The following is a 26,039-nucleotide window of genomic DNA, read 5'->3' as shown; positions in this document are numbered from 1 at the left end:
TTCAAGGGCGATCGATATATTCGCGCGGAACTGATCGCCAGCACACGTAGGTGCGGGTTGCACGACGGTTAAACTTGTGGCGTGTCATCCTCGTGACACGCTTTCAAAGAGAGTGGGATTGCCCGCCTTTGCTGTGCGGGCTTTTTTCTTGTCGCGCGGGTTGTGGTATCAGTGGTGAAGCTTGCAACACCTGTAACGAATTAACACACGCCGCGTCCATTATTTGATAGCCTTTGTCGCAGCAGAGCATTGAACTCAAGGAGGGATTCACCATGATAAGGTGGCTTGCTAACTGGGCTTCACAACATGCTCCTACTCCCGAGAAACAGGCCGAACGCGCGCTGAACAACTTGCGCATGGAACTGTTTCAGGCCGAACAGCTGGTGCTCGACGCACAGCTGCGTGCCGATTACTATCGGGCTCGCCTGACCTTCCTCGAAGAAGTCACGAGAAAGGGAATCGAACAGGTGTCGGACGAACGCAAGGCTCCTCTGGAGCCTCCCCAGCCACTGCGGCCGGGACTCAAGCTCACCGCGGCGCAATAGCCGCGTGTATTCCATCGCAATGTGTTCGGTCACCCGCGTTTCGATACGTGGCTGACGGCAATCGTGCTGTCCGGGGCGCGTGCAGTGCGCGTTTTTGCCATCCGATTGCGCGAGCATTGATTGCCGCGCCGAGAAGGTTCGAGTTGCCCGGTCAGTGAATCGACCGGGCAACTTCGTCTGAGCGATTGATTTTTACTGCGGGACGTTCACTGCACTGAGTTTCGCTTTCTGCGAAACGCCTGGTTTGTCGTGCCTAGCTTGCCAGATCGGGTGGCAGCTTGCCGCCGTTTGCCGCGAGTGCCTGCATGACCTGCTTATGCAGCCAGATGTTCATGCTCGCTGAGTCGTTCATATCCCCGCTGTACTTCAATTCCTGCGCAAGCTGCTTGCGGTGTTCGAGACTGCTGTCGACACCGAGCGCCTTCATCGTGTCGACAATCGACGTACGCCAGTTCAACGTCTGTCCGCTTTCGCTGACGAGTTGATCCATCACCGCGGCCACGTCGACGTCGGACAGCGGTGCGGGTGCGGCGGGCGCGTTGGGCGTCGCGGCTTGCGCGGCGGCCGGGTCGGGGGTGGGTTCCGTCGCGGGGGGAGGTTGGTCCGGCTTCGCTTTGCCGAACAGCTTGTGCACGATGTCACCAAAAATACTCATTTCCGAAATCTCCGCGGTTGAATGACGAATGCGAGTGGGGGCGCTCGCGGGACATGCCCCCGATATGCTACGCGTCTGGCACGCTGAAAAACGTAATATTTTGTCAGCTCGTCGTCATTCGGCGTGCTCACGGTCGAACTGCCATACCGCTGGGAAGCCCATCAGATTGCACATTTCGGAGAACGGATACATGGTGTTTTCCATGTGCGTTGTGCCACGCTGCGCCTTGATCTGGCCGTAGATATCGTGCAGTGCTTTCGCGACCGCGAGAAAGCCCGATGCCGGATAAATCGCAATCGAAAAACCGAGCTTCTGCAATTCAGCCGGGGTCAGTTGCGGCGTGCGCCCGCCTTCGACGATGTTCACGAGCAGCGGCGTATCGAACGTGCGTGCGATCATCTCCAGCTCTTCGACGGTTTCCGGCGATTCGATGAACAATACATCGGCGCCCGCCTTGGCGAACGCTTCGCCCCGCCGCAATGCTTCGTCGAGTCCGAGCGATGTGCGAGCATCGGTGCGCGCGACGATCTGGAAGTTTGCGTCGTCACGCGTCTCGACCGCGACCTTGATCTTCTTCACCATATCGTCGAGCGCAATCACTTTGCGGCCTGGCGTGTGGCCGCATTTCTTCGGAAACTCCTGGTCTTCGAGCTGGATGCCAGCCGCGCCGGCGCGCTCGTAGCCGCGTACCGTGTGCGCGACGTTCAGGAGACCGCCGTAGCCGGTGTCGCCGTCGCAGATCAAGGGCGTGTTGGCGGCGCCACAAAACGCGGTGACGCGATCGACCATGTCGGTATAAGTGGCGAGGCCTGCATCGGGCAGGCCGAGGTAGGACGCGACCGTGCCGAAGCCCGTCATGTACAGGCAATCGAATTGCATCGAGTCGGCCATCTTCGCTGAGATCAGATCGAAGATGCCGGGGGCGGTGACGATTTCCGGTTGGGCGAGACGTGCCTTCAATTGCTGACGTTTATGCAGTGCGTTCATGCTATTTCCGTTTGATGACGATGAATGTGCGCCGATTCGAGGGCGGATCATTGACGCGGTTCACGCGCGACCGATGCGCCGGCGAGCGCGGTGTCGATATCGACTGTGGGCGGCGGCGCGATGTCTTCGAGCGAGCGCTGATTCGTTTCGATGCCGAACACCGCGAGAATCGCGGCCATCGCGACGAGCACGCCGACAATCACCGACAGCACGTCGCGCACACCGCCCGTCGCATACATGACGACCACCAGCTGCGGTGCAAGAATCCCGGCGATGCGGCCCGCGCAACCGGCAATGCCGTTCGCGCGCATGCGGATTTCCGTGGCGAACAGCTCGGGGATGTAAGTGGCGATGCCGAGCGCGACCATCAGATAGGTGAGCGTGAATAGCAGGAAGCCGAGTACTGTGGCGGTCGCGACGTTCGTCGAGTGTCCGTACAGCCAGCCGACCACGGCGGCGATCACCGCGACCGCAATGAGCCCATTTTTACGGCCTATCCGGTCCGCGATCAGCACGCCGAGGAAGGCGCCGGCGGGACCGCCGAGCGACATCAACGTCGTATAACCGAGCGACGACGCCATGCCGAGACCTTGCTTGATCAGGAAGGTCGGCACCCAGACAATGAAGCCGTAGATCACGACGTTGACGGCGATCTGCACGCAGATCGCCAGCAGCGTGCGGCGAATCTGCGGCCCTTTGAATAATTCGAAGAGCGTGGTGGAGCGCGGTGCGGCAGCGGCCGAGTCGAACGAAGGCTTGAAGGGCGGCAGCGGCTCACCCTTTGCCGATTCGGCTTCCGCCGCGCGAAGAATCGCATCGGCTTCGGCGTAGCGGCCCTTCGATTCGAGCCAGCGCGGCGACTCCGGCATCTTCTTGCGAATCACCCAGACGATCAACGCGCCGACGCCGACGATTGCAAACATCGCGCGCCAGCCGATCGACGGAATGATCAGATAGCCGATGAACGTCGAGAAGAACAGCGCGGAGTTGGTGATCAGCGACAGGTACGCGGACCACTTGCCGCGCACGGCCGGCGGAATGAACTCGCCGACCGATCCATAACCGACGACGATTTCCGCGCCAAGCCCGAGGCCCATGAAGAAACGGCAGACGATCAGCCACGTCATGTTCGGCGCGAGCGCGCCGGCGAACGACGCGAGACCGAAGATCGCGAGATTGAATTGATAGGTGAACTTGCGGCCTTTTGCATCGCCCAGCAAACCGGCCGTGAATGCGCCCAATAACATGCCGACGAAGGTCGACGATAGAAACGCCGCATTCAATTGCATTGTCGACCAGCCGCTCTTCGCGAGCGCGCCGAGCACGCCGCCGGCAAGGTAGATATCGAACGAATCGAGAAACATGCCTCCGCCGATCAGCCAGAGGATGCGCCGGTGAAAACCGGAGAGGGGCAGTCTGTCCAGTCTTGGACCAGCGTTCACGGTGCTCGGCATTTCACGTCTCCTGCGTCGTTATGGGACGGGTATTCGTGGGTGCTTCGATGCGTGGGCTACGGCGGCTACGACGAAGGGTGCTCCCTTTGATAGCGGTCGAGCACCGCTTTCTCGGCGGCGAGGATATGACAACGGGTGATCGCCTCGGCCCAGGCGGCATTGCGATTCTCGAGCGCCTGCACGATTTCGAAGTGCTGGCGTGCGCTGCTGGCGCGGTGTTCGTCGTTGTAGGAGTCGAAGGTCCACTTGATCAGCGGGGTTTCCTTCATCGACGTCAACGAACGGTCGAGACGCGCATTGCCCGCCGCGGCCGTGATGATCGAATGGAACTCGCCATTGGCGGCGAACCATGCTTCGGTCGTTTCAGGCGTGGATGCTTGCCGCGTGATGGCCGACATCTGTTCCGCGAGTGTGCGGAGCCGTTCGATTTCGGCCGCGCCGATGTTCAATGCGGCGCGCCCGGCGAGAAATGGTTCGATCAGAAGCCGCGCTTCGAAGATTTCACGCGCGTCCTGCAGCGACCATGCCTTGACCCGCACGCCATAGTTCGGGCGGATCTCGACCCAGCCCTCGGCGCCGAGACGGCGCAGCGCTTCACGCACCGGTGTGCGGCTCACACCGAGGCTTTTGGCGAGCTGTTCTTCGCGCAGATACTGGCCTGCGCCAAAGCGGTGCTCGGCAAGCGACTGCTTGATCGCCAGATAGACGTCGTCCGGCGATCGCGTCGGCGGGGTCTGCATTGTATGCAAATTGCTCTCCTTAACGGCGAGATGGCCGGTAAATCAGCCGATTGACGGATACATTGTATGCAAAGTCGTGAAGCTGAGGCTCGGTGCTTTCCCTGGCAGATGCAGCGTGACGCGACGGCTTCGGCTACCGGGACGCCAGCTTCTAACCGACGTATCTGAAGGGGAACCGGTCATCTGCTTTTTCTCTTGTGGGCCCTTTTTTCGTGGGGCAAATCCGCTGCAAGCGCGGCGCATTCACGTCGATCGCAAAAGCGGGGCGTCTCGCTGTCGTTCTATGCGAGTTCGTTCCCGCGTCATCTGTTTTGTTTATCAGCTGGTGTCCAAACTAGCTTTCGGCAGGGCCGCTTCGAAGGGCGGTGGGACTAGGTTGAACGCCTGTCCGGCGCGGCGTGGCGCGAGTCGGACGGACTTCGGCGACGCTATGCCGAACGCTGAAAATGCGGATACTCGCTTCGACCATATGGTTAACCCGCGCTTTGGCCCGCGAAGGACGAAACGTACCGTCACGCCAATTGATTGAGAAGGGCGTGTAGGGGTCCCATCGTCACGCGCACTGACGCACGCAGGAACGTGGCGCGCGTGCAGTCCGCGCGCGCCCGCTGGTCAAATTCATCTACTGAGGAATCACGGTGATCATCGACATTCACGGCCACTACACCACCGCGCCCAAAGCGCTGGAGACGTGGCGTAACCGCCAGATCGCAGGCATCAAGAGTCCGTCCGAGATGCCGGCGGTGTCCGAATTGCAGATCAGCGACGAGGAGCTGCGCGAGTCGATCGAAAACAACCAGTTGAAACTGATGCGCGAGCGCGGCCTCGATCTGACGGTCTTCAGTCCGCGTGCGAGCTTCATGGCGCATCACATCGGTGACTTCGAAATCTCCAGCACGTGGGCCGCGATCTGCAATGAACTGTGCTATCGCGTGAGCCAGCTGTTTCCGGAGAACTTCGTGCCGGCCGCGATGCTGCCGCAAAGTCCGGGTGTCGATTCGGCCACCTGTATTCCCGAACTCGTCAAATGCGTCGAGCAGTACGGCAATGTCGCGATCAATCTGAATCCCGATCCGTCCGGCGGCCACTGGACCAGCCCGCCGCTGTCGGACCGCTCGTGGTACCCGATCTACGAGAAGATGGTCGAGTACGACATTCCCGCGATGATCCACGTGAGCACCAGCTGCAACGCGTGCTTCCACACCACCGGTTCTCACTACCTGAACGCGGATACCACCGCGTTCATGCAATGCCTGACCTCGGACCTGTTCCGCGATTTCCCGACACTGCGTTTCGTGATTCCGCACGGCGGCGGCGCGGTGCCGTATCACTGGGGTCGTTTCCGCGGCCTCGCGCAGGAAATGAAGAAGCCGTTGCTGAAGGACCATCTGCTGAACAACGTGTTTTTCGACACCTGTGTCTACCATCAGCCGGGTATCGATCTGCTCACGCACGTGATTCCCGTCGACAACATCCTGTTCGCGAGCGAGATGATCGGCGCGGTGCGCGGCATCGATCCGGAAACCGGTCACTATTTCGATGACACGAAGCGTTACGTTGAAGCGGCGGATATGAACCCGCAGCAGCGCTACAAGATCTACGAGGGCAACGCGCGGCGCGTCTATCCGCGTCTCGATGCCTTGCTGAAAACGAAGGGGCTGTAATCATGTATGAAATCGGAGTCGTCTATCGCAACATCCAGCGCGCGGATGCGGACGTGGCCGCCCAACTCGGCGCGCTCGGTTCGGCCACCGTGCATGAAGCCATGGGCCGCACGGGCCTGCTCCAGCCGTATATGCGCCCGGTCTATACCGGCGCGCGCGCGAGCGGCACGGCCGTCACGGTGCTGCTGCAACCGGGCGACAACTGGATGCTGCACGTCGCGGCCGAACAGATCCGCCCGGGCGACGTCGTCGTCGCGGCTGTCACCGCTGAGAGCACCGACGGCTACTTCGGCGATCTGCTCGCGACCAGCTTCCAGGCGCGCGGCGCGCATGCGCTGATCATCGACGCCGGTGTGCGCGACGTCAGCGTGCTGACCGAAATGAACTTCCCGGTCTGGAGCAAGGCGATTTCCGCGAAGGGCACGGTCAAGGCGACGCTAGGCTCGGTGAACATACCGGTCGTGTGCGCGGGCGCACTGGTCACGCCGGGCGACGTCGTCGTTGCCGATGACGACGGCGTGGTCGTGGTGCCGGCGGCCGCCGCGCAAGCGGTGCTCGATAAGGCCGCGGCACGCGAGGCGAACGAAGTCGAGAAGCGCGCGAAACTCGCCTCCGGTGTGCTCGGTCTCGACATGTACAACATGCGCGGGCCGCTCGAGCAGGCCGGACTGCGTTACAAGGACTGACAGGCGTGGTCGCGGAGATCAACGGTCACGCCGTGCGTGCGCCGATCACCGGCATTTCGTCGATGGCGACACGCCAGGTGCTCGCCGAACTCGCCGCATCGTACGAGCGGCGTACGGGGCAGGGCGTCACGATCGAATCGGTTGGTGGCGTCGATGCGGCGCGCCGGGTCGAGGCTGACGAAGTCTTCGATATCGTCGTGCTCGCCGCCGACGCGATCGAGCGGCTCGTCGCGATGGGTTGCGTCGAGGCGGCGAGCCGCGTCGGGCTTGCACGCTCGGGCATCGCGGTCGCGGTCGCGGCCGGAGCAACGCACCCGGACATCGCGACCGAAGCGGCGCTGCGCGACGCGATTCTCAGTGCGCGCAGCATCGGTTACTCGACGGGGCCGAGCGGCACGCATCTGCTGAAGCTGTTCGAACGCTGGGGCATTGCCGGGCAGATCGCTTCGCGGATCGTGAAGGCGCCGCCGGGTGTGCCGGTCGGCACGCTCGTCGCGCGCGGAGAAGCCGCACTCGGCTTTCAGCAGATGAGTGAATTGATTCATGTGCCGGGTATCGACGTGCTCGGCGAGCTTCCTGCCGCCATCCAGTCCACCACGACTTTCACCGCCGCGATCTGCACGGCGGCGCGCCACCGTGAAGCGGCGCAAGCGTTGCTGGCGTTTCTGGCCTCGCGCGAGGCCGACGGAGCAAAGCTGCAAAACGGAATGTTTCCGGCTTGATGGTGGGCGACGTTCGCCGCCCAGGCTCGATGGCGGAATCCAAACGCAGCGAAAGAAAGCGGATTCAAGCCATCAGCTTGCCCCACTCGTAATCGATACTGTCCGGCGTGAACGGCAGCACGCCCGCGCCGGGCGTAAATGTCAGTTCGCCGAAGTAAACGCGGTCGTCCGGCGCGTACAGGTCCACTCGCACATAGTCGAAGTCTTCGCACAGACGGACCGCGATATCGAGCACAGCGTCCAGATTCGGCGGGCGCGGACCAGGCGCCGCGCTGCGCTTGTAGTCGCCGATGGCGATATCGAGGTGATTCCAGTCGACGTCGTACACGTCGCCGTGCGTTGCGGTACCGAAGCGGTCGGAGATCACGAGGATATAGATGATCGGCCCCCCAGGCCGGCCGCCGAAGCAGTGCATCTTGAGATCGGCCGGAATCTGACCGCGCTGATCGAGCAGCAGCTTCTCGAAGAACACGCGCGGCTCGATCGACCGATAGTGCCGTTCGCGCCCAACGTAATAGAATTCGGTGCGCAGCCACTGATCGGCGAGTGCCTTCAGCTTGTCGAACGAGGTCTCCGATTTATTTCTCACCACTTCCACGAAACTGCTGCCGTGATTGGCTTTCATCACGAAAGAATTGGGCAGCGCGTCGAACACTTCGGGTGTGAATACATCGGGCGCTGCGATCAGCGGTATCAAATGCTTGTCACCGATTTTCCGCGCAATATAGTCCCGCACCAGCAGCTTGTCGGTCAGGTCGATATAACGCGGATCCGGGTGAAGATTGCGCTGCAGGATCTTCTCATTGAACGTCACCGGACGAATCAGATTCGGATAACGGCCAGTGCATTTGTGATGTAACAGGCTTAGGAAAAGGGCATCCGGCAATAAGGTCTTCGCCGCTTCCTTGATCTTTCTCACGGTAGATGGCGCTTGCTCCTGCGCGAAATGCGCGCCTGCGTGCAGGCCCGGCCGCTCGCAGGTCGCAGCCACGGCACTGTCAACGGATTGTAGGGAGGCCATGTTTTCCGGCGCGACGGCCGCGTCCTCCGCGGCCAGTTCGGCGGTTTTGATGATCGTCATGTTCTTATCCCTTTGCGGTCGAGCCGACTATTCGTGCTCGGAGTAACAGGGAATTGAAATCAAAGCGTCAGCGGCGCTTGCCGCAACATCTCGGTCGCGGCACTCCAGCTTTCCTCCGGTGTCAGCCAGCGTTCTTCCGCATCCACATGTTGTTGCGCGCGGAATTGCGTCGGCGACATGCCATAGCGCTCCTTGAATAGCCGCCCGAGCCGATTACCGTCGCCCATTCCGCAGCGACGCGCGATCTTATCGACCGGCAAATCGGTATTTTTCAGCATCGAGCGAACGATCTCGAAGCGGGTGCGCAGCAGATATTCGAGTGGCGTCATGCCGAACTCGCATTTGAAACGGCGCTGAAAATTGCGCTTGCTCATCGCCACCGACTCGGCCGCCTGAGCAACAGAAATAGCCTTGCTGTAGTTCTCCTTGATCCAGCGCGCCGATTCGCGAATCTTCTCGGTCGTCGTCGTGATATTGACGTCGTCGAGCTCCGAACGGCTCTTCTCGGCATAGCCGGTTTGCAGGATGCGGCCGATTTTGCGGGCCGTGTCGGTGTTGATGTCGCGTTCGATCTGCGCGAGCGCGAGATCGGTCGGCGTCACATTGCTTTGCGTGCGCGCGGCGTCACCGCTGTCGTCGAACAGAAAAATCGGCACGATCGATTGCAGCGGATCGTTGCAGACGACCGCGAGATTCGCACCCTGTTGCATGCCGAAAGATGCGATCGATCCTTGCAGCGAGATCCACGACAGAAACCGGTCATTGGATTCGGCCACTTCTGTGACGTCGCGACAGGCCACGAAGAACGCGTGGAAATCCGCGAGGCAATAGCGTTCGAGGCCTTGCGTCCAGATCGATATGCCGGACGAACTGGTCACCAGACCACCGCCGTCGGATACCACGGTAAACCGGTATGGCGCCTCTTCGCCAGCCGTTCTCTTGAACTCATTGGCAAGCCGAAACGCGTCGCCAATCGCGCCGGTACTTGCCATCGAACAATCCTGAAAGACGAATAGACCAATGTGCTTCATCACGCGAGCTTCTCCAGACAGGAAAATCTACGCATTGAGATTAGCGCATCGATTTCGGTCAGACGAGCTTGGCCGGCATGCGTGGGTGTTTTGGCGTAATCGTCAAGATTCGAGAAATTCTTACCTCGCCATTCGACGAATTGCGTGCTACTAATTAACGTTGCACGGAATTTTTTTCCAGATCAATTAGCGCGATTTTTGCAGGCGAGAAGCCAGGGCATCGGCGGAATGCGCCGAGTGGCTTGGAATCGGCACGATTTGCGGGATATCAACGGCATTCTTTGCACTCCCGTTGCGGATTTGGCGTTCTGTCGCGATGTACGGCGCCTATCGTATAACTCTGTTACAGCAATTGCAGATCGCAACAAGCCTTTCCAGCTTCTGTTTCATTTGTAAAAGGCTCCGCATTATCGGCCAATAGCACCCTACTTTGGGCCGCCGGCGAATGCCTCGATCCTTTGCGGACTATGCTTCACCGCAACATCGAGAGAGAAATTGTCAATCGCGAATTACGTGAATGGCGGGCACCGCATTCGCTGATTCGTGAGAAGAACAATCGGCAATGCCGCGGTGGATAAGCAACAGGTGTGTAGCCTTCCGTGGTTCGAGAGGTCCCGAACACGGCTCCCCGACCTAACCCGACACAGCACGTCGCTTCGCCGTGCTGCCAGCCAATCCAGGGTCTATCCGGCCGGCGGCATAAAAAGCGACGTGGCGACGCAAAGCGATCGTCGATCGTTTTGTTTCATCAACCTGCAAGGATCAGACCGGTGGATTACTATCCGCAAAACTCGCTCTATCCCGCTGTTGATACCGAGCGCAGACAACTCAGTGCCAGCGGGATGCTCACGCTAATGCGTGACCACATCTGGGAGATCGTGGTGACGACGGTCGTCGTCCTCACGCTCGCGGTCGCGTATCTTCTGATTGCCACCCCTATCTATTCCGCCGACGTAATCGTTCGTGTGGACCCGCCCGAGCCAAATGCGCTTGGACTTGCGTTGCAGAACCAGGACCTGTTGCCGCCGCCGACGCCGTCGTCGGTAACGGAAATGGCGGTGATGGAAAGCCGATCGGTTTTGCAGCCGGTGATCGATCAGTTCCGTTTCGACATTTCGGTAAAGCCGCGCAAGCTTCCGGTGCTCGGCGACATCGCCGAAAAATTTGCTACACCGGGACAGCCTGCGGCGCCGTGGCTCGGCCTGAAATCGTATGCATGGGGCGGTGAGCGCGTGCAGATCGCCGCGCTCGACGTGCCGCGCGAACTCGAGGAAGAGAAGCTGACCTTGACCGCACTGGACAATGGCGGCTTCGAATTGCACGGCCCGTCCGGCGAATTGCTGGCGAGTGGCACGGTCGGCATGCCGGTCAAGCAGAACGGCGTGTCGATGCTCGTGAAGGAGCTCGCTGCGCGGCCCGGCACGAAATTCGAAGTGATCCGCTGGAATGAGCTCGATGCGATCAAGCACTTCGAGAGCCTGATCAAGATCGGCGACAAGGTGAAAGACTCGGGGCTGCTGCAAATCCAGTACCGCGACAAGAGTCCGGACAAAGCCGCTGCCGTCGCCAATGCATTGGGACAGCAATACCTCGCATCCGCGGTGGCGAGCCGGCAGTCGAACGACACGCAGACGCTCGCGTTCATTAACGGCGAACTCCCGCGTCTACTCGGCGATCTGCGAAAAGCCGAGGAAGCGCTGAAGAACTTCCGCTCGAACTCGCAATCGATGCAGCCGACCAACGAGGCGCAAGCCTATTTGCAGGGCGGCCTCGATCTCGACAAGCAGATCGCGACGTTGCAATTGCAGCGCACGCAAATGCTCGAGCGGTATACGCCGCAGAGCCGCTGGGTGCAGAACATCGACGAGCAACTGGCGCAATTGAAAGAAGCGAAAGCGAAATTCTCCGACCATTTCAACGGCATGCCGGCGTCGGAGCGCGAGAGCGTCGATCTGATCCGCGCGCAGAAGGTCGCCGAGACGGTGTATCTCGGCATGGTCCAAAAGGCTGAGCAATTGCAGGTGCGCCGCGCCAGCACGACGGGCGGCGCGCACATTCTCGATCCTGCGATGAGACCGCATATGCCGGTCATGCCGCAGCCGATTCTCGTGCTCGGCGGCGGATTGGTGCTCGGTATGGTGTCTGGCGTCGTGTTGGTCTTCATGCGCCGCCACGTGATGGTCGGCGTGACCGACCCGCGCTACGTCGAGCGCCAGATGAGCGTGCCGGTGTTTGGCGAGATTCTGTTCAGCCATCAGCAACTGCTGCTCGATCGCGATGCGACCGCGGGCCGCAAGTCTCTGCCGCCAGCGACCGGGCGTGCCCATCCGCCGCTGCAGAAGAGTCTGCACGAGATTCAGCTCGATACGGGGATTCCTAACAGGATTCTCGCCGCGCGCTTTCCGCACGACACATCGGTCGAAGCGCTGCGCAGCGTACGGACCGCCGTCACGCGGGATCTCGCGCATGCACGCAACAACATCGTCATGGTCATCGGCCCCACGCCGTCCGCTGGCAAGAGCTTCGTCGCCGCGAATCTGGCGATCCTGCACGCGGAGGTCGGCCAGCGCGTGGTGCTGATCGATGCTGATATGCGGCGCGGCCACCTCGCCTCGCTATTCAACGAGAGCAATCGTGGAGGCCTATCCGAAGTGCTGTCCGAACGCTTGCCGCTGCGCAATGCGTTGCGCTCGACCCGCATCGACGGATTGACGTTCCTGTCGTGCGGCGTGCGCCCGGAGAATCCCGCCGCGCTGCTGATGAAGCCGCGCCTGAAGGATGTGCTCGAACGGCTGTCGAGCCAGTTCGACCTGGTGATCATCGATACGCCGCCTTTCCTCGCGGTCACCGACGCGTCGATCATCGCGAACGAGGCGGGCGCTTCGCTGCTCGTGCTGCGTTCTGGTATGCAGAGCGAGGAGGAGATCGCCGACACGATCAGAAAGGTGGAGCGCGCGGAAGGGCGCATCGCGGGCGCGGTGTTCAACGGCATACCGCTGCGTCGGAGCACGAAGAATTACGGCTACGAAACGAACTATGCCAGCGATTTCGGCGAGAACGACGCCGGGCAGCAAGCGCCGCGAGGCGCCTGAGCGTGTGAAGACCTCAACGCGGTAAAGCGCGTTCGCGATGGCGTACAACGGAGAAGCAGATGGCCTTTGCAATCAACGGAAAGTTTACTTCGCAATCCATCACGGGGGTTCAACGCGTGGCGTATGAGCTGACGAGGGCCATGCAGATGCGCGCCGCGCCCGGTGACGCGCCGGAATTATTCGTGCCAAAAAATGCACGGGAGCCCGGGGCCCTGCTCAAACCGCAGCGGCGCATCCCGTGGCTGCGCGGCACGTTGTGGGAGCAGATCTCGCTGCCGATCGCGGCACGCGGCATCACGCTGCTGAGTCTGTGCAATACGAATCCGCTGTTCAAGCACAGTCAGGTCGTGATGGTTCACGACATGGCCGTTTTCGACGTGCCGCAAGGCTTTTCGCGGAAATTCCGGCTCTGGTATCGAATCGTTTTCACGCTATTGCCGCGCACGCATCCGATCGTTCTGACGGTGTCGACGTATTCGAAAACGCGGATCTGCCATCACCTGAAGATCGACGAATCGCGTGTGAAAGTGGTGGCGCCCGGCGCGGATCATCTCGATCGGATCGTAGCCGACACGTCGGTGCTGCAACGGCTCGAATTGAACAAGGACGCTTATTGCGTAATCGTCGGCAGTCTCGACCCGCGCAAGAATCTGCGCGGCGTGCTCGATGCAATCGCGCGGCTCGGGCATCTGCGCGACGTGAAATTCGTCATCGTGGGAAAACAGTATCCGCGCATCTTCAGCAGTGCGGGCGTCGAGAATCCGCTGCATTCCAGACAAGTGGTGTGGGCCGGATTCGTGTCCGACGAGGAGCTGAAGGGGCTCTACGAGAACGCTGGATGCCTCGTGTTTCCGTCGTTGTACGAAGGCTTCGGCCTGCCGCCTCTGGAAGCGATGTATTGCGGCTGTCCGGTGATCGCGTCGACGCGGACGTCGATACCGGAAGCGTGCGGGGATGCGGCGATGTACTGCGACGCGGCTTGCGCGGACGACATCGCCGCAAAGATCGCGCAGATGATGAGCGACGCCGATCTTCGCCAGCGATACCGCAGCGCGGGGGTGCTGCATGCACGCGAGTTTCGCTGGGAGCGCGCGGCGCAACGGGTGCTCGAAATCCTCGATGTAAAGACCGGCGAGCGGCTGCCTGAACTGGCACCGCGCGCGTCAGCGAGCTAGCGATGGATGGCCACGAACATGGATCGCATGAAGACCCGTGCTGGCAGAAGACGTGCATTGCGCACACTCGCCGCGTTGGCGGCGGGCGCGGCAGCGCCGTTATCGGATATCAGCCCCGCTCTCGCGTTGGTACAGGACCCTGCGCCCGCGCGCGCGCGCGGCCGCATGATGAGCGATCTGATCGGCGTGAACGGCTGGGCCGGATCGGCTGCCGACATCGAAGTGTGGCGAGCGATGGGCATTAGCTGGGGGCGCGACACGGTCGGCCCGGGCCAACCTGATCGGCGGGGCGAGCCGATGCGCATCGACAAAACCAGCTCGGCGTACGATGTCGACCTGCCGTCCAGACTCTTGCGAAATGAACACAATGGAATCGGTTCGCTGCTGATGCTCGGCTTTACGCCGAGATGGAATGCGAGCGTGCCGGGCGAAAACAATTCGGCACCCGTCGACGTGGATGCATGGAAGCAGTACGTCGACGCGGTGGTCCGCAAGTATTCCGCGCCGCCTTTTAACTTGCGCTATTTCCAGATCTGGAACGAGGCGGCTGGAAAATTGTCCGGCGGCTTGCAGCAGTCGGTGTTCTGGCGCGGCCCGGGGTTCAGCAAGGACGAAAAACGCTCGAGACCGTATGAGCGCGCGATGCAGGATTACGTCGAGCGGGTTCATATTCCGGCGGCCCGCATCATTCGCAGTCATCACGCGTACGTGGTGTATGGCGGCTGGCCCGACCAGGGCGGGCTCGACAACTTCTACCGCTGGCTCGAATATCGCAGTCCGACATTGAAAGAGCGCATGCTCGATTGGGTCGACTACATCGACACGCACTATTTGCCGGTCGCCGACATGGAACCGCTGTACCAGAGGTACGTGAAGAACGGTCCGGCGCGCGGCATCTGGCAAACGGAGATCGGCAACGAGTACATGAAAGACCCGCACTATTTGCCGCGCTATTTTTTCGACTTCGCGGTGTGGGCGCTCGGCAGGAATTGGGACGATCCGAACAAGTACGTCTCGATGATCTATCACTGGGAGGGCTATGAACCCTATCGTCTCACGCACCCCGGTCCGCCTGAACGAACCTACAACGTTTCCGGTCGAAGCTTGGTCGTGTTGCGACAAACAGTGGGTGGGCATCTGGCGAGTTTTTCGAAGCCGCTGCAATGCGGTCCCGGTGTTGCTGCAAATGCTTTGCTTTCCGGCAACGACCTCGTGATGCAAGTGAGCAGCAGCGCGGGCTGGCAGAACATTTCGATCGGCGGGCTGCAGGCGCTGCGCTCGCGTGCGGTAAAGGCCGATTTCATCGACGCGGTGAGTGGCGAGGCGAGCGCACCGGGCAATGTTGCATTGAGTTGGGACAACGATCTGATGAACGTGCGATTCAAGGTACCCGACAAGGTGAATGGTGCTGGCAATAATCCGCCCAAACATCTGGCTTATCTCGTGGTACGTAGTGCGGCGCAGCCAGTGGCATAGCGAGATTTCGCGAGCTCGACGGCCGCCGGGAGCCGGCGAACCGAACCTGATGGATAGCGTTGACACATCATGAAACAGGTCACCATTGCGATTTGCAATTACAACTACGAGCACTATCTGGCGGCGGCGATCGACTCGGCGCTCGCGCAGGACTATCCGGCGACCACGGTCATGATCGTCGACGATGGATCGACCGACGGGTCACGCGCGATCATCGAAAGCTATGGCGATCGCGTCGTGTCGGTGTGGAAGAAAAATGGCGGACAGGTGTCCGCCTACAACCATGCAATCGCGTCGCTCACCACCGAGTTCGTGATCTTTCTCGATTCGGATGACGTGCTGTACCCCTCGGCAGTCAGCGAGGTCATGCGCTTTTTCGAGGACGGCGAGTGGGTCAAGGTGCAATTCCGCCTCGACGTGATGGACAGCGATGGAAAATTGACGGGTGCCTACGTGCCGAATAGCGAGCCGCCCCCCGACTGCGGCAGTCTGCTGCGCGGCGGTTGGCTCTATCCGTCGCCGCCCGCGTCTGGCAACGCTTACCGGGTGAGTGCGCTCAAGCAGATCTTCCCGGTCCCCGAAGAGGGCGTGAATCGCTATGGCGCGGACTTTTACGCGATCTATGGCGTCGCGCTGGCGGGACCGATCGCGACCGTGTCGAAGTCGCTAGGCGGCTACCGGGTGCATAACGCGGGCAGTGAAACGGTGTCGTTCGCAAACTCGGAACAACTGACGAAAGCGCCGCGCGCATTCAACATGCGTTGGGCCATTCTGCGCAATATTGCAAAAGACCGGCTCGACATAGAATTACCGGCCACATTTCTCGACTTCTCGCACGAGAAAGCGACATTCTGCTCTTCCGTTTATCGCGCGACGTTTTTCCGGCGTTGGCAATGGATGCTCCGCGATTCGCGCAGCTATCTGCACACGATCATTGCAAATCCGTTCTGGAGCCTGAAGAAGAAGCTCGGCACGCTCGTACTGTCGAGTCTGTGTCTCGTCCCCTATTCGCCGCTGTCGGATTTCGCGGTGCGTTATATCGCGAACCCGCTTGCGCGCCGTCGCGTCGCAGGACGCTAGGCGAAGGAGGACGGCATGGATAGACGAACGAGCACCAACTTAATCGTATTTGTGTACGCCGGCTATTTCATGAGGTACGTGTACCTCATGATCGTGGTGCCGTTCTATGGCAGGGTGCTTGGCGTGGCCGAATACGGCCGGGTACTCGCGTCGATGTCGCTGATGAACGTGATATGGATGTTCGTCGGCTTCGGCTTCACCTTCGTCGGCATGCGCGAGGTGGCGAAAGCGCAGTCGACCCAGGAATGCAATGCGATCTATTCGCTGCATGTCAGCGCGCGGCTGGCACTCGCCGTGATTGGCGCGGGCATCGGCATCGTTGCGACGTTCTGCTCACCGTTATTGGCGGAGCAGCCTCTGATCGGCATGCTCGCAACCGTGCTAGGCATTGTGTCGGCGTGCAATCTCGGCTGGCTATTTCAGGGGCGGCAGCAGATTCGCACGCCGATCATGATCGAAGTGTTCGGCTTTGCGCTGAGTCTCGTGCTGGTGCTGGCGCTCGTCAGAGGACCGAACGACGCCGTATGGGTGGTGGCGAGCCTGCTGATTGCGGGCGCCGTGTCCTTGGCCATTGCCTACGGTTTGACGACGTGGCAGCTCGGTTGGCCGCGTCTGGCGTTTTCCGGCGTCCTGCCGCTCATACGCAGGTCGACGATGCTGTTTTGCTATTCGTCTGGCTCCGTCGTGCTGACGGCGTCGTCGACGTATTTGCTGACCTTGTTCTCCACCCCCGCTGAGGTCGGCTATTTCGGCGCGGCCGAGCGTTTCGCGACGATCGGTCTGAGCCTGATGGCCCCCGCGGCGCAGGTCTTTATTCCGACGATAACCCGGCAACTCGCGCAGGGCGACAAGGTGGGCGCGCATGTAACGACACGGCGCGGCGCCCTATTGCTGCTCGGCTATGGCGTGCTGGTGCTGTGCGGCGCGTTGACGCTTTCGCCTTTCGTGTTGCCGCTGATTCTCGGCGCAGCGTTCGAGCCGAGTGTGCACGTATTGCAGGTATTCGCATGGATGTTCCCGTTCGCGGCATTCAATGAGTTCGTCGCGTTCTATGTATTCGTACCGCGCAGGAAAGACCGGGTACTCGCAATTGCCGGCGTCGCCTCGGCGCTGGTCAATCTCGCGTCGGCGCTCGTTCTCGCGCCGCGTTTCGGCGCGATTGGCATGGCCTCTGCTCGGGTGATCGCCGAAGCGGCGGAGTCGGTGACGCTGCTCAGCGTGCTGATTCGTCTCGAACTGGTCGGGCTATTACCTGGCGCCGAGCGGGCCCTCGCGCGAGTGCGGGTGATGTGTGGGCTTCGTACGCAGGCGGGCGGCGCGAAGGACGATTGAAGTAGCGCGTGGGTGTGCGGGAGTTTGGGTGGATTGTCACAGGAGGTCGAAGTGAAAGTCGCTATTGTTCACGATTGGCTGGTAGTGTCCGGCGGCGCCGAGAAAGTATTGAAGAACATCATCGAGTGCTTCCCGGATGCGGACGTCTTTTCGATTGTCGATTTTCTCGAAGACCGCGATTGCGTGAAGGGGAAGTCCGTCAACACGTCCTTCATCCAGAAGATGCCATTTGCGCGAAGACGATACCGCGCCTATCTGCCGTTGATGCCGATTGCTATCGAGCAGGTGGATCTGTCCGGCTACGATCTCGTCATTTCGAGCTCGCACGCGGTTGCCAAAGGCGTGTTGACGGGACCGAACCAGGTGCATATCAGCTACATACATTCGCCGATCCGCTATGCGTGGGATCTGCAACATCAGTACCTGCGCGAATCCCATCTCGACAGGGGACTGCGCTCCGCGTTGGCGCGGGTGCTGCTTCATTACATTCGCGGCTGGGATTCGCGCTCTGCGAACGGCGTCGATCATCTGGTCGCCAATTCCCAGTTCATTGCGCGGCGAATCAGAAAGGCCTATCAGCGCGAAGCGACCGTGATCTATCCGCCTGTCGATCTGGCGAATATGTCCATTGGTACGGAGAAAGAGGATTTCTACGTGACGGCGTCGCGGATGGTGCCTTATAAGCGTATTGATCTGATCGTTCAGGCTTTTTCGCAAACGCCTGAGCGCAAGCTTGTCGTGATCGGCGACGGTCCCGATATGAAGAAGATCAAAGCGGTGGCCGGCGAGAACGTCAAGATCCTCGGGCATCAGCCGTCCGACGTGCTGGTCGATCATTTGCGGCGCGCGCGTGCCTTCGTGTTCGCGGCGGAAGAGGATTTCGGCATTTCCGTGGTCGAAGCGCAGGCATGCGGCACGCCAGTGATTGCCTTCGGCCGCGGCGGCGCGCTCGAATCGGTGGTGGGACTTCCTCTCGATCGGCCGACCGGGGTCTTCTTCGGCGAGCAGAGTACCGCATCCTTGCTCGAAGCCGTTACCCGTTTCGAGAGCAACGCCGCCTTATTCGATCCACGTGTGTGCCGCAAGAATGCCGAGCGTTTTTCGTCTGAGAACTTCAAGAAGGCGTTGATGGGCTTCGTCGACGCGCGGCTCCCGTATGCGTGCGTCGAACAGTTTCTTCCGTATGCGCCGAGTCAGTCGCTGCCGGCCGAAGAACGTCATCTTGCCGACGTTGCGCCCTGAGCCGGGCGCCGGGGCACGGGCTGTGGAGCGCGCGCACCCACGACGCCCGCCTTGCGCGCACCGCGCGGGCCGGGCCTGAATGCAGTGGCCGCCAGCGGACGCGCGGCCAACAGCAGCGAGATCACCAGAGAAAGAATCAACACATTCGACGGCGTGACCAGCCGATGCTCGGTTGCCGACATCACCAGCAGGCACACCGACGAAATCTCGACGAAGCGGAACGCCGCGAAGTGGCGACCCCCCTCGACCAACGCGGCATACGCCGCCCCCTGCTTGCTCCATTCAACCAGCTTCCAGAAGAACGCGAGGATTAGCGTCAAGCCCACGATGCCGAGCTCGGCGAGGATATTCAGGTACGAGTTGTGAGCGTGCGAGTCGCTGTGCTCGATCACGATGTCGGACGGTACCGCGAACAGATGGAAATACGAAGTAAGGCTGCCGATATGGTCGTCGAAGGAACCGAAGCCGAGACCGACGAGCGGGCTTTGCACGAAATACGCGAGCGCTCGTGGCCATAGCCACTCGTAGCGGATGTTGAGGTTGTTGACCTTGGCGTCGTTGGCGTGAATCGCGAACGTATAGCCCATGTAGTCGACGTTCGGCTGCGTATGGTAGATCGCGATGACGGCCGAGGCGATCAGCAGCACCGCGATCAGCGTACCGAGAATCCAGCGCTTGCGGCCAAAGTACAGATAGGGCAGAACGGCCGCCGCGCCGAGCAGCGAGCCACGGCTATAGGTCGAAAAGAGCATTAGCGCGGTGCAGACGAGCAGCGCGATCACCAGCTTGCTGCGTTTTTGCAGGTAGCACGCTACGCCGAGACAGAACAGCATCGCCAGAAAGCCGCCGGCTGCGTTACGGGCAATGAAGTAGCTGCCAAAGGTGTCGTTTGGGTGAACAAAGATGCTGAACAGCCCGTTCTGGGCGATGTAGTACGCGTACATCGGCAGATTGACGACGACTGCGAAGATGAACAGCGCACGCAGTACCTTGTTCAGATCCCAGCGGTGCGCATACACGCAACCGGCAAAAATGGGCAGATAGGAGATGAAGAAATTGCCGTCGCGCCGATAGAAGTCGAATTCGAGGAACGAGTGCGGATCGTAGAGCAGCGTCGAAATGAACGCGAGCACCGTGAAAGCGGTAAGCGGCGTGATGAACGCGGGATAAGTGCGGCCGTAAAAGCGCCACGCCAGCAATAGCAGCGGGACGAAGCCGATCGCACTGATGGGCACGAAGTTCGTGACCGTCATGAAAAGTGCGAATAGCGAAATATAGGCCATTGCAGCTCCAGAAAAACGGATGGCGCGCCGGTTGGGGTTGTGCCCATGCGCTGGATGGATGGCGAGATTGGGAACAGCGAAAGACTCACAGTGGCCGTGCGGGATCGCACCGCTGTTTATCTTTGACAGGAATGCCACGGGACGTTCATTAAACGGTAGCACGTGTCGCTGCTTATTTCCATCGTGCGCACTGCAATAGAAGTGCAAGCTCGTTCGCAAGCTTGCGAAATCCTGTCCGCGAGCGCCGCCAAAACTTCCGCGCTTCGCGCCAGATGCCATGTGTCGCAAGGCGCTCTCACTATGATGAATTCATCGGGGCAGGACGTCGACCAGATCCGATGTACGTCGTTGCCACATTCGTTCTTTCGTTTTCAAATCGTTTTCCGGTCGTCGTTGTCGAGCAGACCACTGCGATTCGACCATTCAGTTTCCGTACTTCCAGCTCGCGCCGGATGCAACGTCGGCGCATGCGTCTATCACTGCGAACTGAATTACTGGTCTGGTCCGTTTGACGCGGACGCCCTGTCGATAAATCACATCAGACGGTATTTGCGTGGATCGCGGCACACCGCGTTGGGCGGTGTCGTCCCGGAAGACGCGTTCCCGAGCCGGTTTCAATGCGAAGGAGTTTGCGATGGGTAAGGTTACCGCGGCAGCCGCCGCAGCGGATGTCGAGACGATACGACAGGATGCCGCCGGGTCGGAGTTTCCGACGCTCGTACAGGTGATTCTCGCCGGTGGTTCCGGCACCCGGTTGTGGCCGGTGTCGCGCGAACAGTTTCCAAAGCAGCTGATCGACGTGATCGGTAAGCAGACTTTGCTGCAAGCGACCATGGGGCGCATGGCGGGCTTCGATGCCGCATGGAACGTCGCGGCCGATCCGGTGATCGTCTGCGGCACCGAGCATTATTTCGCCACTTACGAACAGGCGCGCGAGATCGGCGTGAACGCGCGAATCGTGGTCGAGCCCGCGCGTCGCGATACGGCGCCGGCACTGACGCTTGCCGCGCTCACGGCATGCACGGAAGACGAAGACGCGATCCTCGTCGCGATGCCAGCCGACCATGCGATCGCGAATCTGGAAGCGCTGCATCACTCGCTCGACGTCGCCGCGACGCATGCGCGCGACGGCGCGATCGTCACGCTAGGCGTGCCGCCCGAGCGGCCGGATACGGGCTTCGGTTATATCCGGCTCGGAGATGCATTGCCCGACGGCGCGCGTCGCATCGAGCGCTTCGTCGAGAAGCCCGCGGCGGAACTCGCGGCCCAGTACGTCGCGTCGGGCAATTACTGGTGGAATAGCGGCATCTTCGTCGTGCGGGCGTCGGTGTGGCTCTCGGTCATCCAGCAGTTTCAACCGGACATGCATACGGCCTGCGTTCAGGCGTATCGCGACGCGAAGAAGACTGAAGAATGCATCATGCCGGACGCCGACGGGTTTCTCGGTTCGCCGTCCGACTCGATCGACTATGCGGTGATGGAACAGCTAGGCAAACCTGAGTCGGCGTTTTCCGGCGTGGTGGTGCCACTCGAAGCGGGGTGGTCCGATCTCGGCTCGTGGGATGCCGTGTGGCAAGCGATGGAGAAGGACGAGTGCGGTAACGCGGCCAGCGGGCGCGTGCTGTTCGAAGGGGCCACCGCGACCTATGCACGCTCGCAAGGAGGCAGGCTTCTCGCCTGCGTCGGCACCGACAACATGATCGTGATCGAAACCGACGACGCGGTGCTCGTCGCGGATCGCTCGCATGTGCAGGACATCAAGGGACTCGTGTCGCGGATCAGGGCCGAGAAGTCGCCGGAAGCGGATGCGCACAGAAAAGTCCGTCGCCCCTGGGGCTTCTATGACTCGATCGATCATGGCGAGCGCTTTCAGGTGAAGCGCATCGTCGTGATGCCGGGCGGCCGTCTGTCGTTGCAGATGCATCATCATCGCGCCGAGCATTGGGTGGTGGTGTGCGGCACCGCGCTCGTCACGCGTGGAGAAGAGCAGTTTCTTCTCGGCGAAAACGAATCGACGTATATCCCGCTCGGTGTTCGCCATCGGCTCGAAAATCCGGGCCGCGTACCGCTGCAGATCATCGAAGTACAGTCCGGCACTTATCTCGGCGAAGACGACATCGTGCGTTTCGACGACAAGTACGGACGTTGTGGCTGATGCGACGAAGTCGACCTGATACGTCCTATGAGGGGGCTGTGATGCGATTGCTGACTGGTCTGCTGGCGAGAGCGTTCGACGTCGCGATGATCGTGGCTGGGGCCTTCGCGGCCTCCCAGGTACGCTTCGACGGCGGCTCGCAACGCAGCCTCTATTTCGCGTTCGTCGCTTTTGCCGCGGCGTTTGCTCTCGCGGTCTTTCCGGCGCTCGGCGTGTACCAGTCCTGGCGCGGCCGCTCGAAAAGAGTGCTGGCGAGTCAGGTGGCGCTCGGCTGGCTCGTCGTGCAGGCTTGCGCGATGGCGCTGATGTTCTCGCTGCACCGGATCGACTTCGTGTCGCGGCTCTGGTTCGTGTACTGGACCGGCATTTCGGGTGCCGCGATGATGTCCGGCCGACTGGTCACGCATGCGCTGCTCGGCCGCATGCGCCATGCGGGGATGAACTTGCAGCAGGTCGCGGTGGCGGCGTGCGGCGATCATTGCGACGAGATCATCCGCAAGATCGAAACCTCGCCCGCTGCCGGCTTTCGCGCGAACGCGTTGTATAACCTGCACCCCGACTGTTGCGTGCTGCCGCACCCGTCGGTGCAGGTGTTCGAAGAACAGGTCGCGTTCGCTCGCTACGTGCGCGAGCAACAGATCGGCGAAGTGTGGCTGGCGCTGCCGCTCACCGAGGAGCGCGCAATACTCAAGCTGGTGGCGGAGTTTCGCAACGACCTGATCAATGTGCGATTCATGCCCGACGTGCGCTCGCTGGCGCTATTCGAAGGCAGCATGACCGAGTTGCTCGGCTTGCCGACGATCAATCTCGCCGCGTCGCCGCTGCCGCCGCAGGCGTTGGTGCAGAAAGACCTGTTCGACCGTCTGTTCGCGCTCGTCGCATTGATCGCGATCTCGCCGATCCTGCTCGGTTGCGCGATAGCCGTCAAACTGAGTTCGCGCGGCCCGGTGTTCTTCAGGCAGCGCCGCAAAGGCGCCGACGGCCGCGTATTCACGATCTACAAGTTCCGCACGATGCGCTTGCACGAGCAGAAGCCGGGCGTTCTCGAACAGGCGACACGCGGCGATCCACGCATCACCAGCGTCGGCGCGTTCTTGCGCCGCACGAGTCTCGACGAACTGCCGCAGTTCTTCAACGTGCTGCGCGGCGATATGTCGGTGGTGGGGCCGCGTCCGCATGCGCTCGAACACGATGATCTCTATCAGAACATCGTGTCGGGCTATATCCATCGTTATCGGATCAAACCCGGCATTACCGGCTGGGCGCAGATCAACGGTTATCGCGGCGAGACCGATCGCCTCGAAAAGATGGAAGGCCGTGTCGCGCACGATCTGTACTACCTGCGCAACTGGTCATTCTGGCTCGACATGAAGATCATTCTGGCCACGATTTTCAAGGGGCTTCATCATCCAAACGCGTACTAAGCATGATGCTATCCGGAGTTGAAAACGTAGTGAGACGATCAGCAAAGCGGGTCTCGCTTTACCGCTTTCACCACGATCACGGCTTGCAGGCGAGAAGAATATTGGAGCGACTTGAAAGCAGATATGGCAAGGCCGACCCGAACAACCTGCGGCTCGCGGACGCCTATGCGCGAGACGTGTTCGGCGACTCGGTCTACGCGCCCTGGCTGCGCGTTTATACCGCGTTTTGCGGCACATTCAAGGAAGGCTGGATTCCGGACAACTACTACGGCATCGTCGTCGTGCCGCATCTGAAAGGCTGGTACGGCAAGATTTCGAGCCTCAAGCCGATTTCACGGCTGATCTTCGACGGCGACGAATTGCCGGACCTGGCGTACTTTGCCAACGGGCTGTTCTTTACGGACAAAAGCGTCGTGGTACCCGAGCGCGACCTGAAGGACGTCGTGTTCGAGCATACCGAGCGCGTCGCATTCAAGCTCGACGGTTCCGGACAGGGCAATGGTGTCTACTTCTTCGACCGTGCCAGCTTCGACCCAACGGTCATCAGGTCGCTCGGCAATGGCGTGATTCAGACCTTCATCGACCAGCACAGTCTGTTCGCCGCGTTTGCTTCGAAACCGGTGGCGACGCTGCGCTTCACGACCGTGGTGGACGACGCCGGCCACATTTCTGTTCGAGCCTGCTACTTGCGGCTCGGCCGAGCCGAAGATACGCATGTGCTGGCGGATCGCGAAATATGCGTATCGGTCAACCTCGAGACGGGCGAACTGTGCGACCAGGGGTATATGAGCGACTGGGGCGCGGTAGAGTCGCATCCGGACTCGGGCGTGCACTTTGCGGGCGTGAAGATTCCGTGTTTCGACAAATGCATGGCGACCGTGCTGCGCCTGCACAGGAAGATTCCGTTTGCGCGCTGCATCGGTTGGGATCTCACGGTCGACTCGAACGACAAGGTCAAGTTGATGGAATGGAACGGCAAGCACAACGACGTCAAATTCAGCGAGGCGACGCAAGGCCCGTGCTTCGCGGATCTGAACTGGGAACGGCTCAGGGCCGAACCTGACGTTGGACGGATGCCACCGGTCTGATCGGGCAGGGTAATAAACGCAGCGGGAGACGCGACGTGAGCGAACAGTTATGGTGCGTCCACATCGAAGGGCTGAACGACTTCATTGCCGTTGATTCGGAGGAATCGGCGCGGCACGAGGCGTCGGCGATCAATGCGTATATCGATCGCGCCGACAGAAGCTCGCGTGCCGCGCGTTTGCGCGCGGTGGTGGTCGAATGGCCGTTCAGCGCCGACGGCCACGCCAGAGCGCTCGATACCGACTGGCACGATCTGCAGCGTATGCCGCACAGACAGCAGGCTGCGGCGCGCGCCGACAGCGTGCTGTCGAATCTCGCGCGGCGCGTCAAGGAACTGTTGGGCGTCGCGCGCGCGGACAGGGACGATGCATGAACCGTGGCGATGACAAACCGCGTTATGCGGGCAGCGGCACGTCCTCGATCAGATCCGCGTTCACCGCGCGAATCCTGCGATCGACAAAGTAACCGCCGCCTTCGACGTAGCGCAAATACAGTCGCCCGCAGGTCGAGCATTGCCATACGCCGCAGCGGTTGTACGGGAAATAGCGCGGCGCGATCGGCGCATCGGCCGACCAGTAGCTCGTTTTATCGGGCAGATATTCGCTGAAGGTCGGCTCGGGATCGTCTTCCGGCATCAGCGTGCCGATCTCCTCCAACAAGCTCTCGTCGAGTGAAAGCGGTTGCGATTGCCAGCCGTCGAGGGCAGTGCGCGTGCATTCGCAAGGCCCGGCGGCGCGTTGTTGTTCCAGGCGCCGCTGCGCTGCGCGCGCGAGGTCGAGAAGGGTTGCAGTGTTCAGGTGGTGCGCCATGTGGCTAGTAGCAAGGGGTTCATGGGCCGTTGATCGTCCGGTCGCGCTGTGTCGCGAATCGCACCGTCGGTCACGAGACCGCGTACGCCGAGGCTTTCCGCGTATGTCGCCATGATCTCGTCCATCAGTGGCTGCGTGAGGTCGCGAGTGCCATCGATCACGAGCACGACGCCGGGGCGGAAGATTCGAACGCGCGAGGAATCGCGAGATTGTCGCCGGCGCGTGTATGGATCGTCAATGCGGTATTGATCCTGCTCGCTCTCAGGGTCTCGATGCTCGTCAGCTAACTGCTGCGATCAGGAAGGGGCGAGCATAACCTG

Annotated in this window: 22 protein-coding genes and 1 pseudogene; 14 read left to right on the top strand and 9 right to left on the bottom strand. The window is 60.9% G+C overall.

Translation table 11 applies throughout. The features are described from left to right. Positions 1-272: 272 nt before the first annotated feature. Positions 273-545 carry a hypothetical protein gene (locus VSR82_RS11140; RefSeq protein WP_013091148.1) on the top strand — a complete coding sequence of 91 codons (273 nt, stop codon included), beginning with the start codon at positions 273-275 and terminating at the stop codon, positions 543-545. A gap of 253 nt (positions 546-798) precedes the next feature. On the opposite strand, the gene VSR82_RS11135 is transcribed toward VSR82_RS11140, so the two are convergent. The 4 genes from VSR82_RS11135 to VSR82_RS11120 all read right to left on the bottom strand — a co-directional run bounded on the left by VSR82_RS11135 (position 799) and on the right by VSR82_RS11120 (position 4,381). Continuing rightward, positions 799-1,200, bottom strand: coding sequence for a DUF3597 domain-containing protein (locus tag VSR82_RS11135; RefSeq protein ID WP_368586602.1), 402 nt, complete (start codon positions 1,198-1,200; stop codon positions 799-801). A 114-nt stretch (positions 1,201-1,314) separates the two neighbouring features. Further along, complete coding sequence (locus VSR82_RS11130; RefSeq protein WP_498857690.1) at positions 1,315-2,187, bottom strand: isocitrate lyase/PEP mutase family protein; 873 nt, start codon at positions 2,185-2,187, stop codon at positions 1,315-1,317. 47 nt (positions 2,188-2,234) lie between these two features. Next, entirely contained in the window at positions 2,235-3,641 is a 1,407-nt protein-coding gene (locus VSR82_RS11125; RefSeq protein ID WP_429457027.1) for an MFS transporter, read from the bottom strand. Between the two features lie 65 nt (positions 3,642-3,706). Further along, positions 3,707-4,381 carry a GntR family transcriptional regulator gene (locus VSR82_RS11120; RefSeq protein ID WP_368586605.1) on the bottom strand — a complete coding sequence of 225 codons (675 nt, stop codon included), beginning with the start codon at positions 4,379-4,381 and terminating at the stop codon, positions 3,707-3,709. A gap of 638 nt (positions 4,382-5,019) precedes the next feature. On the opposite strand from VSR82_RS11120, the gene VSR82_RS11115 reads away from it, so the two are divergent. The 3 genes from VSR82_RS11115 to VSR82_RS11105 are packed head-to-tail and all read left to right on the top strand — an operon-like array spanning position 5,020 to position 7,453. Beyond that, positions 5,020-6,045: an amidohydrolase family protein gene (locus VSR82_RS11115; protein ID WP_429457030.1), complete on the top strand. Its 1,026-nt coding sequence runs from the start codon at positions 5,020-5,022 to the stop codon at positions 6,043-6,045. Positions 6,046-6,047: 2 nt separating this feature from the next. Further along, complete coding sequence (gene ligK / locus VSR82_RS11110) at positions 6,048-6,731, top strand: 4-carboxy-4-hydroxy-2-oxoadipate aldolase/oxaloacetate decarboxylase (RefSeq protein ID WP_429457032.1); 684 nt, start codon at positions 6,048-6,050, stop codon at positions 6,729-6,731. Positions 6,732-6,736: 5 nt separating this feature from the next. After that, the gene (locus VSR82_RS11105; protein WP_429457034.1) at positions 6,737-7,453 is read left to right on the top strand and encodes a substrate-binding domain-containing protein; all 717 of its coding nucleotides are present in this window, start codon (positions 6,737-6,739) and stop codon (positions 7,451-7,453) included. Positions 7,454-7,517: 64 nt separating this feature from the next. On the opposite strand, the gene VSR82_RS11100 is transcribed toward VSR82_RS11105, so the two are convergent. Then, a complete protein-coding gene (locus tag VSR82_RS11100) occupies positions 7,518-8,534 on the bottom strand; it encodes an ATP-grasp fold amidoligase family protein (RefSeq protein ID WP_410849843.1) in 1,017 nt (338 codons plus the stop codon). A gap of 59 nt (positions 8,535-8,593) precedes the next feature. Beyond that, positions 8,594-9,526, bottom strand: a complete 933-nt coding sequence (locus VSR82_RS11095) for a helix-turn-helix domain-containing protein (RefSeq protein WP_176107584.1) — start codon at positions 9,524-9,526, stop codon at positions 8,594-8,596. An 809-nt stretch (positions 9,527-10,335) separates the two neighbouring features. Here VSR82_RS11095 and VSR82_RS11090 point away from each other — a divergent pair. The 6 genes from VSR82_RS11090 (at position 10,336) to VSR82_RS11065 (ending at position 18,962) form a co-directional block, all read left to right on the top strand. Continuing rightward, positions 10,336-12,657, top strand: a complete 2,322-nt coding sequence (locus VSR82_RS11090) for a polysaccharide biosynthesis tyrosine autokinase (protein ID WP_368586610.1) — start codon at positions 10,336-10,338, stop codon at positions 12,655-12,657. 59 nt (positions 12,658-12,716) lie between these two features. Further along, positions 12,717-13,832 carry a glycosyltransferase family 4 protein gene (locus VSR82_RS11085; protein ID WP_429457038.1) on the top strand — a complete coding sequence of 372 codons (1,116 nt, stop codon included), beginning with the start codon at positions 12,717-12,719 and terminating at the stop codon, positions 13,830-13,832. A gap of 6 nt (positions 13,833-13,838) precedes the next feature. After that, positions 13,839-15,308 carry a hypothetical protein gene (locus VSR82_RS11080; RefSeq protein WP_429457040.1) on the top strand — a complete coding sequence of 490 codons (1,470 nt, stop codon included), beginning with the start codon at positions 13,839-13,841 and terminating at the stop codon, positions 15,306-15,308. A gap of 69 nt (positions 15,309-15,377) precedes the next feature. Then, a complete protein-coding gene (locus VSR82_RS11075; protein WP_368586613.1) occupies positions 15,378-16,388 on the top strand; it encodes a glycosyltransferase family 2 protein in 1,011 nt (336 codons plus the stop codon). A 15-nt stretch (positions 16,389-16,403) separates the two neighbouring features. Further along, positions 16,404-17,720 (top strand): lipopolysaccharide biosynthesis protein, encoded by a 1,317-nt coding sequence (locus VSR82_RS11070; RefSeq protein ID WP_410849848.1) that lies wholly within the window; start codon positions 16,404-16,406, stop codon positions 17,718-17,720. A gap of 51 nt (positions 17,721-17,771) precedes the next feature. Next, positions 17,772-18,962: a glycosyltransferase family 4 protein gene (locus VSR82_RS11065; protein ID WP_368586615.1), complete on the top strand. Its 1,191-nt coding sequence runs from the start codon at positions 17,772-17,774 to the stop codon at positions 18,960-18,962. Here the strand turns inward: VSR82_RS11065 and VSR82_RS11060 are convergent. Beyond that, positions 18,938-20,245, bottom strand: coding sequence for an O-antigen ligase family protein (locus VSR82_RS11060; RefSeq protein WP_368586616.1), 1,308 nt, complete (start codon positions 20,243-20,245; stop codon positions 18,938-18,940). The two genes, VSR82_RS11065 and VSR82_RS11060, sit on opposite strands and share 25 nt — an antisense overlap. A gap of 634 nt (positions 20,246-20,879) precedes the next feature. Here VSR82_RS11060 and VSR82_RS11055 point away from each other — a divergent pair. From VSR82_RS11055 to VSR82_RS11040, 4 genes are read left to right on the top strand one after another with little or no spacing between them, the layout of a single operon-like run. Then, positions 20,880-22,400 carry a mannose-1-phosphate guanylyltransferase/mannose-6-phosphate isomerase gene (locus VSR82_RS11055; protein ID WP_429457045.1) on the top strand — a complete coding sequence of 507 codons (1,521 nt, stop codon included), beginning with the start codon at positions 20,880-20,882 and terminating at the stop codon, positions 22,398-22,400. A 41-nt stretch (positions 22,401-22,441) separates the two neighbouring features. Beyond that, a complete protein-coding gene (locus VSR82_RS11050; protein ID WP_429457047.1) occupies positions 22,442-23,824 on the top strand; it encodes an undecaprenyl-phosphate glucose phosphotransferase in 1,383 nt (460 codons plus the stop codon). A 2-nt stretch (positions 23,825-23,826) separates the two neighbouring features. Then, positions 23,827-24,912: a sugar-transfer associated ATP-grasp domain-containing protein gene (locus VSR82_RS11045; RefSeq protein WP_368586619.1), complete on the top strand. Its 1,086-nt coding sequence runs from the start codon at positions 23,827-23,829 to the stop codon at positions 24,910-24,912. 35 nt (positions 24,913-24,947) lie between these two features. Beyond that, positions 24,948-25,283 carry a hypothetical protein gene (locus VSR82_RS11040; RefSeq protein ID WP_368586620.1) on the top strand — a complete coding sequence of 112 codons (336 nt, stop codon included), beginning with the start codon at positions 24,948-24,950 and terminating at the stop codon, positions 25,281-25,283. A gap of 22 nt (positions 25,284-25,305) precedes the next feature. Here VSR82_RS11040 and VSR82_RS11035 read toward each other — a convergent pair whose 3' ends face one another. Together VSR82_RS11035 and VSR82_RS11030 are read right to left on the bottom strand one after the other, a co-directional pair. Then, positions 25,306-25,719: a hypothetical protein gene (locus VSR82_RS11035; protein WP_429457050.1), complete on the bottom strand. Its 414-nt coding sequence runs from the start codon at positions 25,717-25,719 to the stop codon at positions 25,306-25,308. Positions 25,720-25,769: 50 nt separating this feature from the next. Next, a pseudogene (locus VSR82_RS11030) lies at positions 25,770-25,963 on the bottom strand (RraA family protein); the annotation flags it as partial. Positions 25,964-26,039: the final 76 nt, after the last annotated feature.

The organism is Burkholderia sp. JPY481 (genome assembly GCF_038900515.1).
In the GTDB taxonomy this organism is placed as follows: Bacteria; Pseudomonadota; Gammaproteobacteria; order Burkholderiales; family Burkholderiaceae; genus Paraburkholderia; species Paraburkholderia youngii.
Note: the sequence above shows the minus strand (reverse complement) of the source record. Positions and strands in the feature narration are given on the sequence as shown.

Excerpts from the sequence above, each read along its gene's own strand:
- VSR82_RS11100 (WP_410849843.1), bottom strand. The coding sequence starts at position 8,534 with ATGACGATCATCAAAACCGCCGAACTGGCCGCGGAGGACGCGGCCGTC.
- VSR82_RS11035 (WP_429457050.1), bottom strand. The coding sequence starts at position 25,719 with ATGGCGCACCACCTGAACACTGCAACCCTTCTCGACCTCGCGCGCGCA.
- VSR82_RS11045 (WP_368586619.1), top strand. The coding sequence starts at position 23,827 with ATGATGCTATCCGGAGTTGAAAACGTAGTGAGACGATCAGCAAAGCGG.
- VSR82_RS11050 (WP_429457047.1), top strand. The coding sequence starts at position 22,442 with ATGCGATTGCTGACTGGTCTGCTGGCGAGAGCGTTCGACGTCGCGATG.
- VSR82_RS11055 (WP_429457045.1), top strand. The coding sequence starts at position 20,880 with ATGGGTAAGGTTACCGCGGCAGCCGCCGCAGCGGATGTCGAGACGATA.
- VSR82_RS11075 (WP_368586613.1), top strand. The coding sequence starts at position 15,378 with ATGAAACAGGTCACCATTGCGATTTGCAATTACAACTACGAGCACTAT.
- VSR82_RS11060 (WP_368586616.1), bottom strand. The coding sequence starts at position 20,245 with ATGGCCTATATTTCGCTATTCGCACTTTTCATGACGGTCACGAACTTC.
- VSR82_RS11130 (WP_498857690.1), bottom strand. The coding sequence starts at position 2,187 with ATGAACGCACTGCATAAACGTCAGCAATTGAAGGCACGTCTCGCCCAA.
- VSR82_RS11080 (WP_429457040.1), top strand. The coding sequence starts at position 13,839 with ATGGCCACGAACATGGATCGCATGAAGACCCGTGCTGGCAGAAGACGT.
- VSR82_RS11095 (WP_176107584.1), bottom strand. The coding sequence starts at position 9,526 with ATGGCAAGTACCGGCGCGATTGGCGACGCGTTTCGGCTTGCCAATGAG.
- ligK (WP_429457032.1), top strand. The coding sequence starts at position 6,048 with ATGTATGAAATCGGAGTCGTCTATCGCAACATCCAGCGCGCGGATGCG.
- VSR82_RS11135 (WP_368586602.1), bottom strand. The coding sequence starts at position 1,200 with ATGAGTATTTTTGGTGACATCGTGCACAAGCTGTTCGGCAAAGCGAAG.
- VSR82_RS11085 (WP_429457038.1), top strand. The coding sequence starts at position 12,717 with ATGGCCTTTGCAATCAACGGAAAGTTTACTTCGCAATCCATCACGGGG.
- VSR82_RS11140 (WP_013091148.1), top strand. The coding sequence starts at position 273 with ATGATAAGGTGGCTTGCTAACTGGGCTTCACAACATGCTCCTACTCCC.
- VSR82_RS11125 (WP_429457027.1), bottom strand. The coding sequence starts at position 3,641 with ATGCCGAGCACCGTGAACGCTGGTCCAAGACTGGACAGACTGCCCCTC.
- VSR82_RS11120 (WP_368586605.1), bottom strand. The coding sequence starts at position 4,381 with ATGCAGACCCCGCCGACGCGATCGCCGGACGACGTCTATCTGGCGATC.
- VSR82_RS11070 (WP_410849848.1), top strand. The coding sequence starts at position 16,404 with ATGGATAGACGAACGAGCACCAACTTAATCGTATTTGTGTACGCCGGC.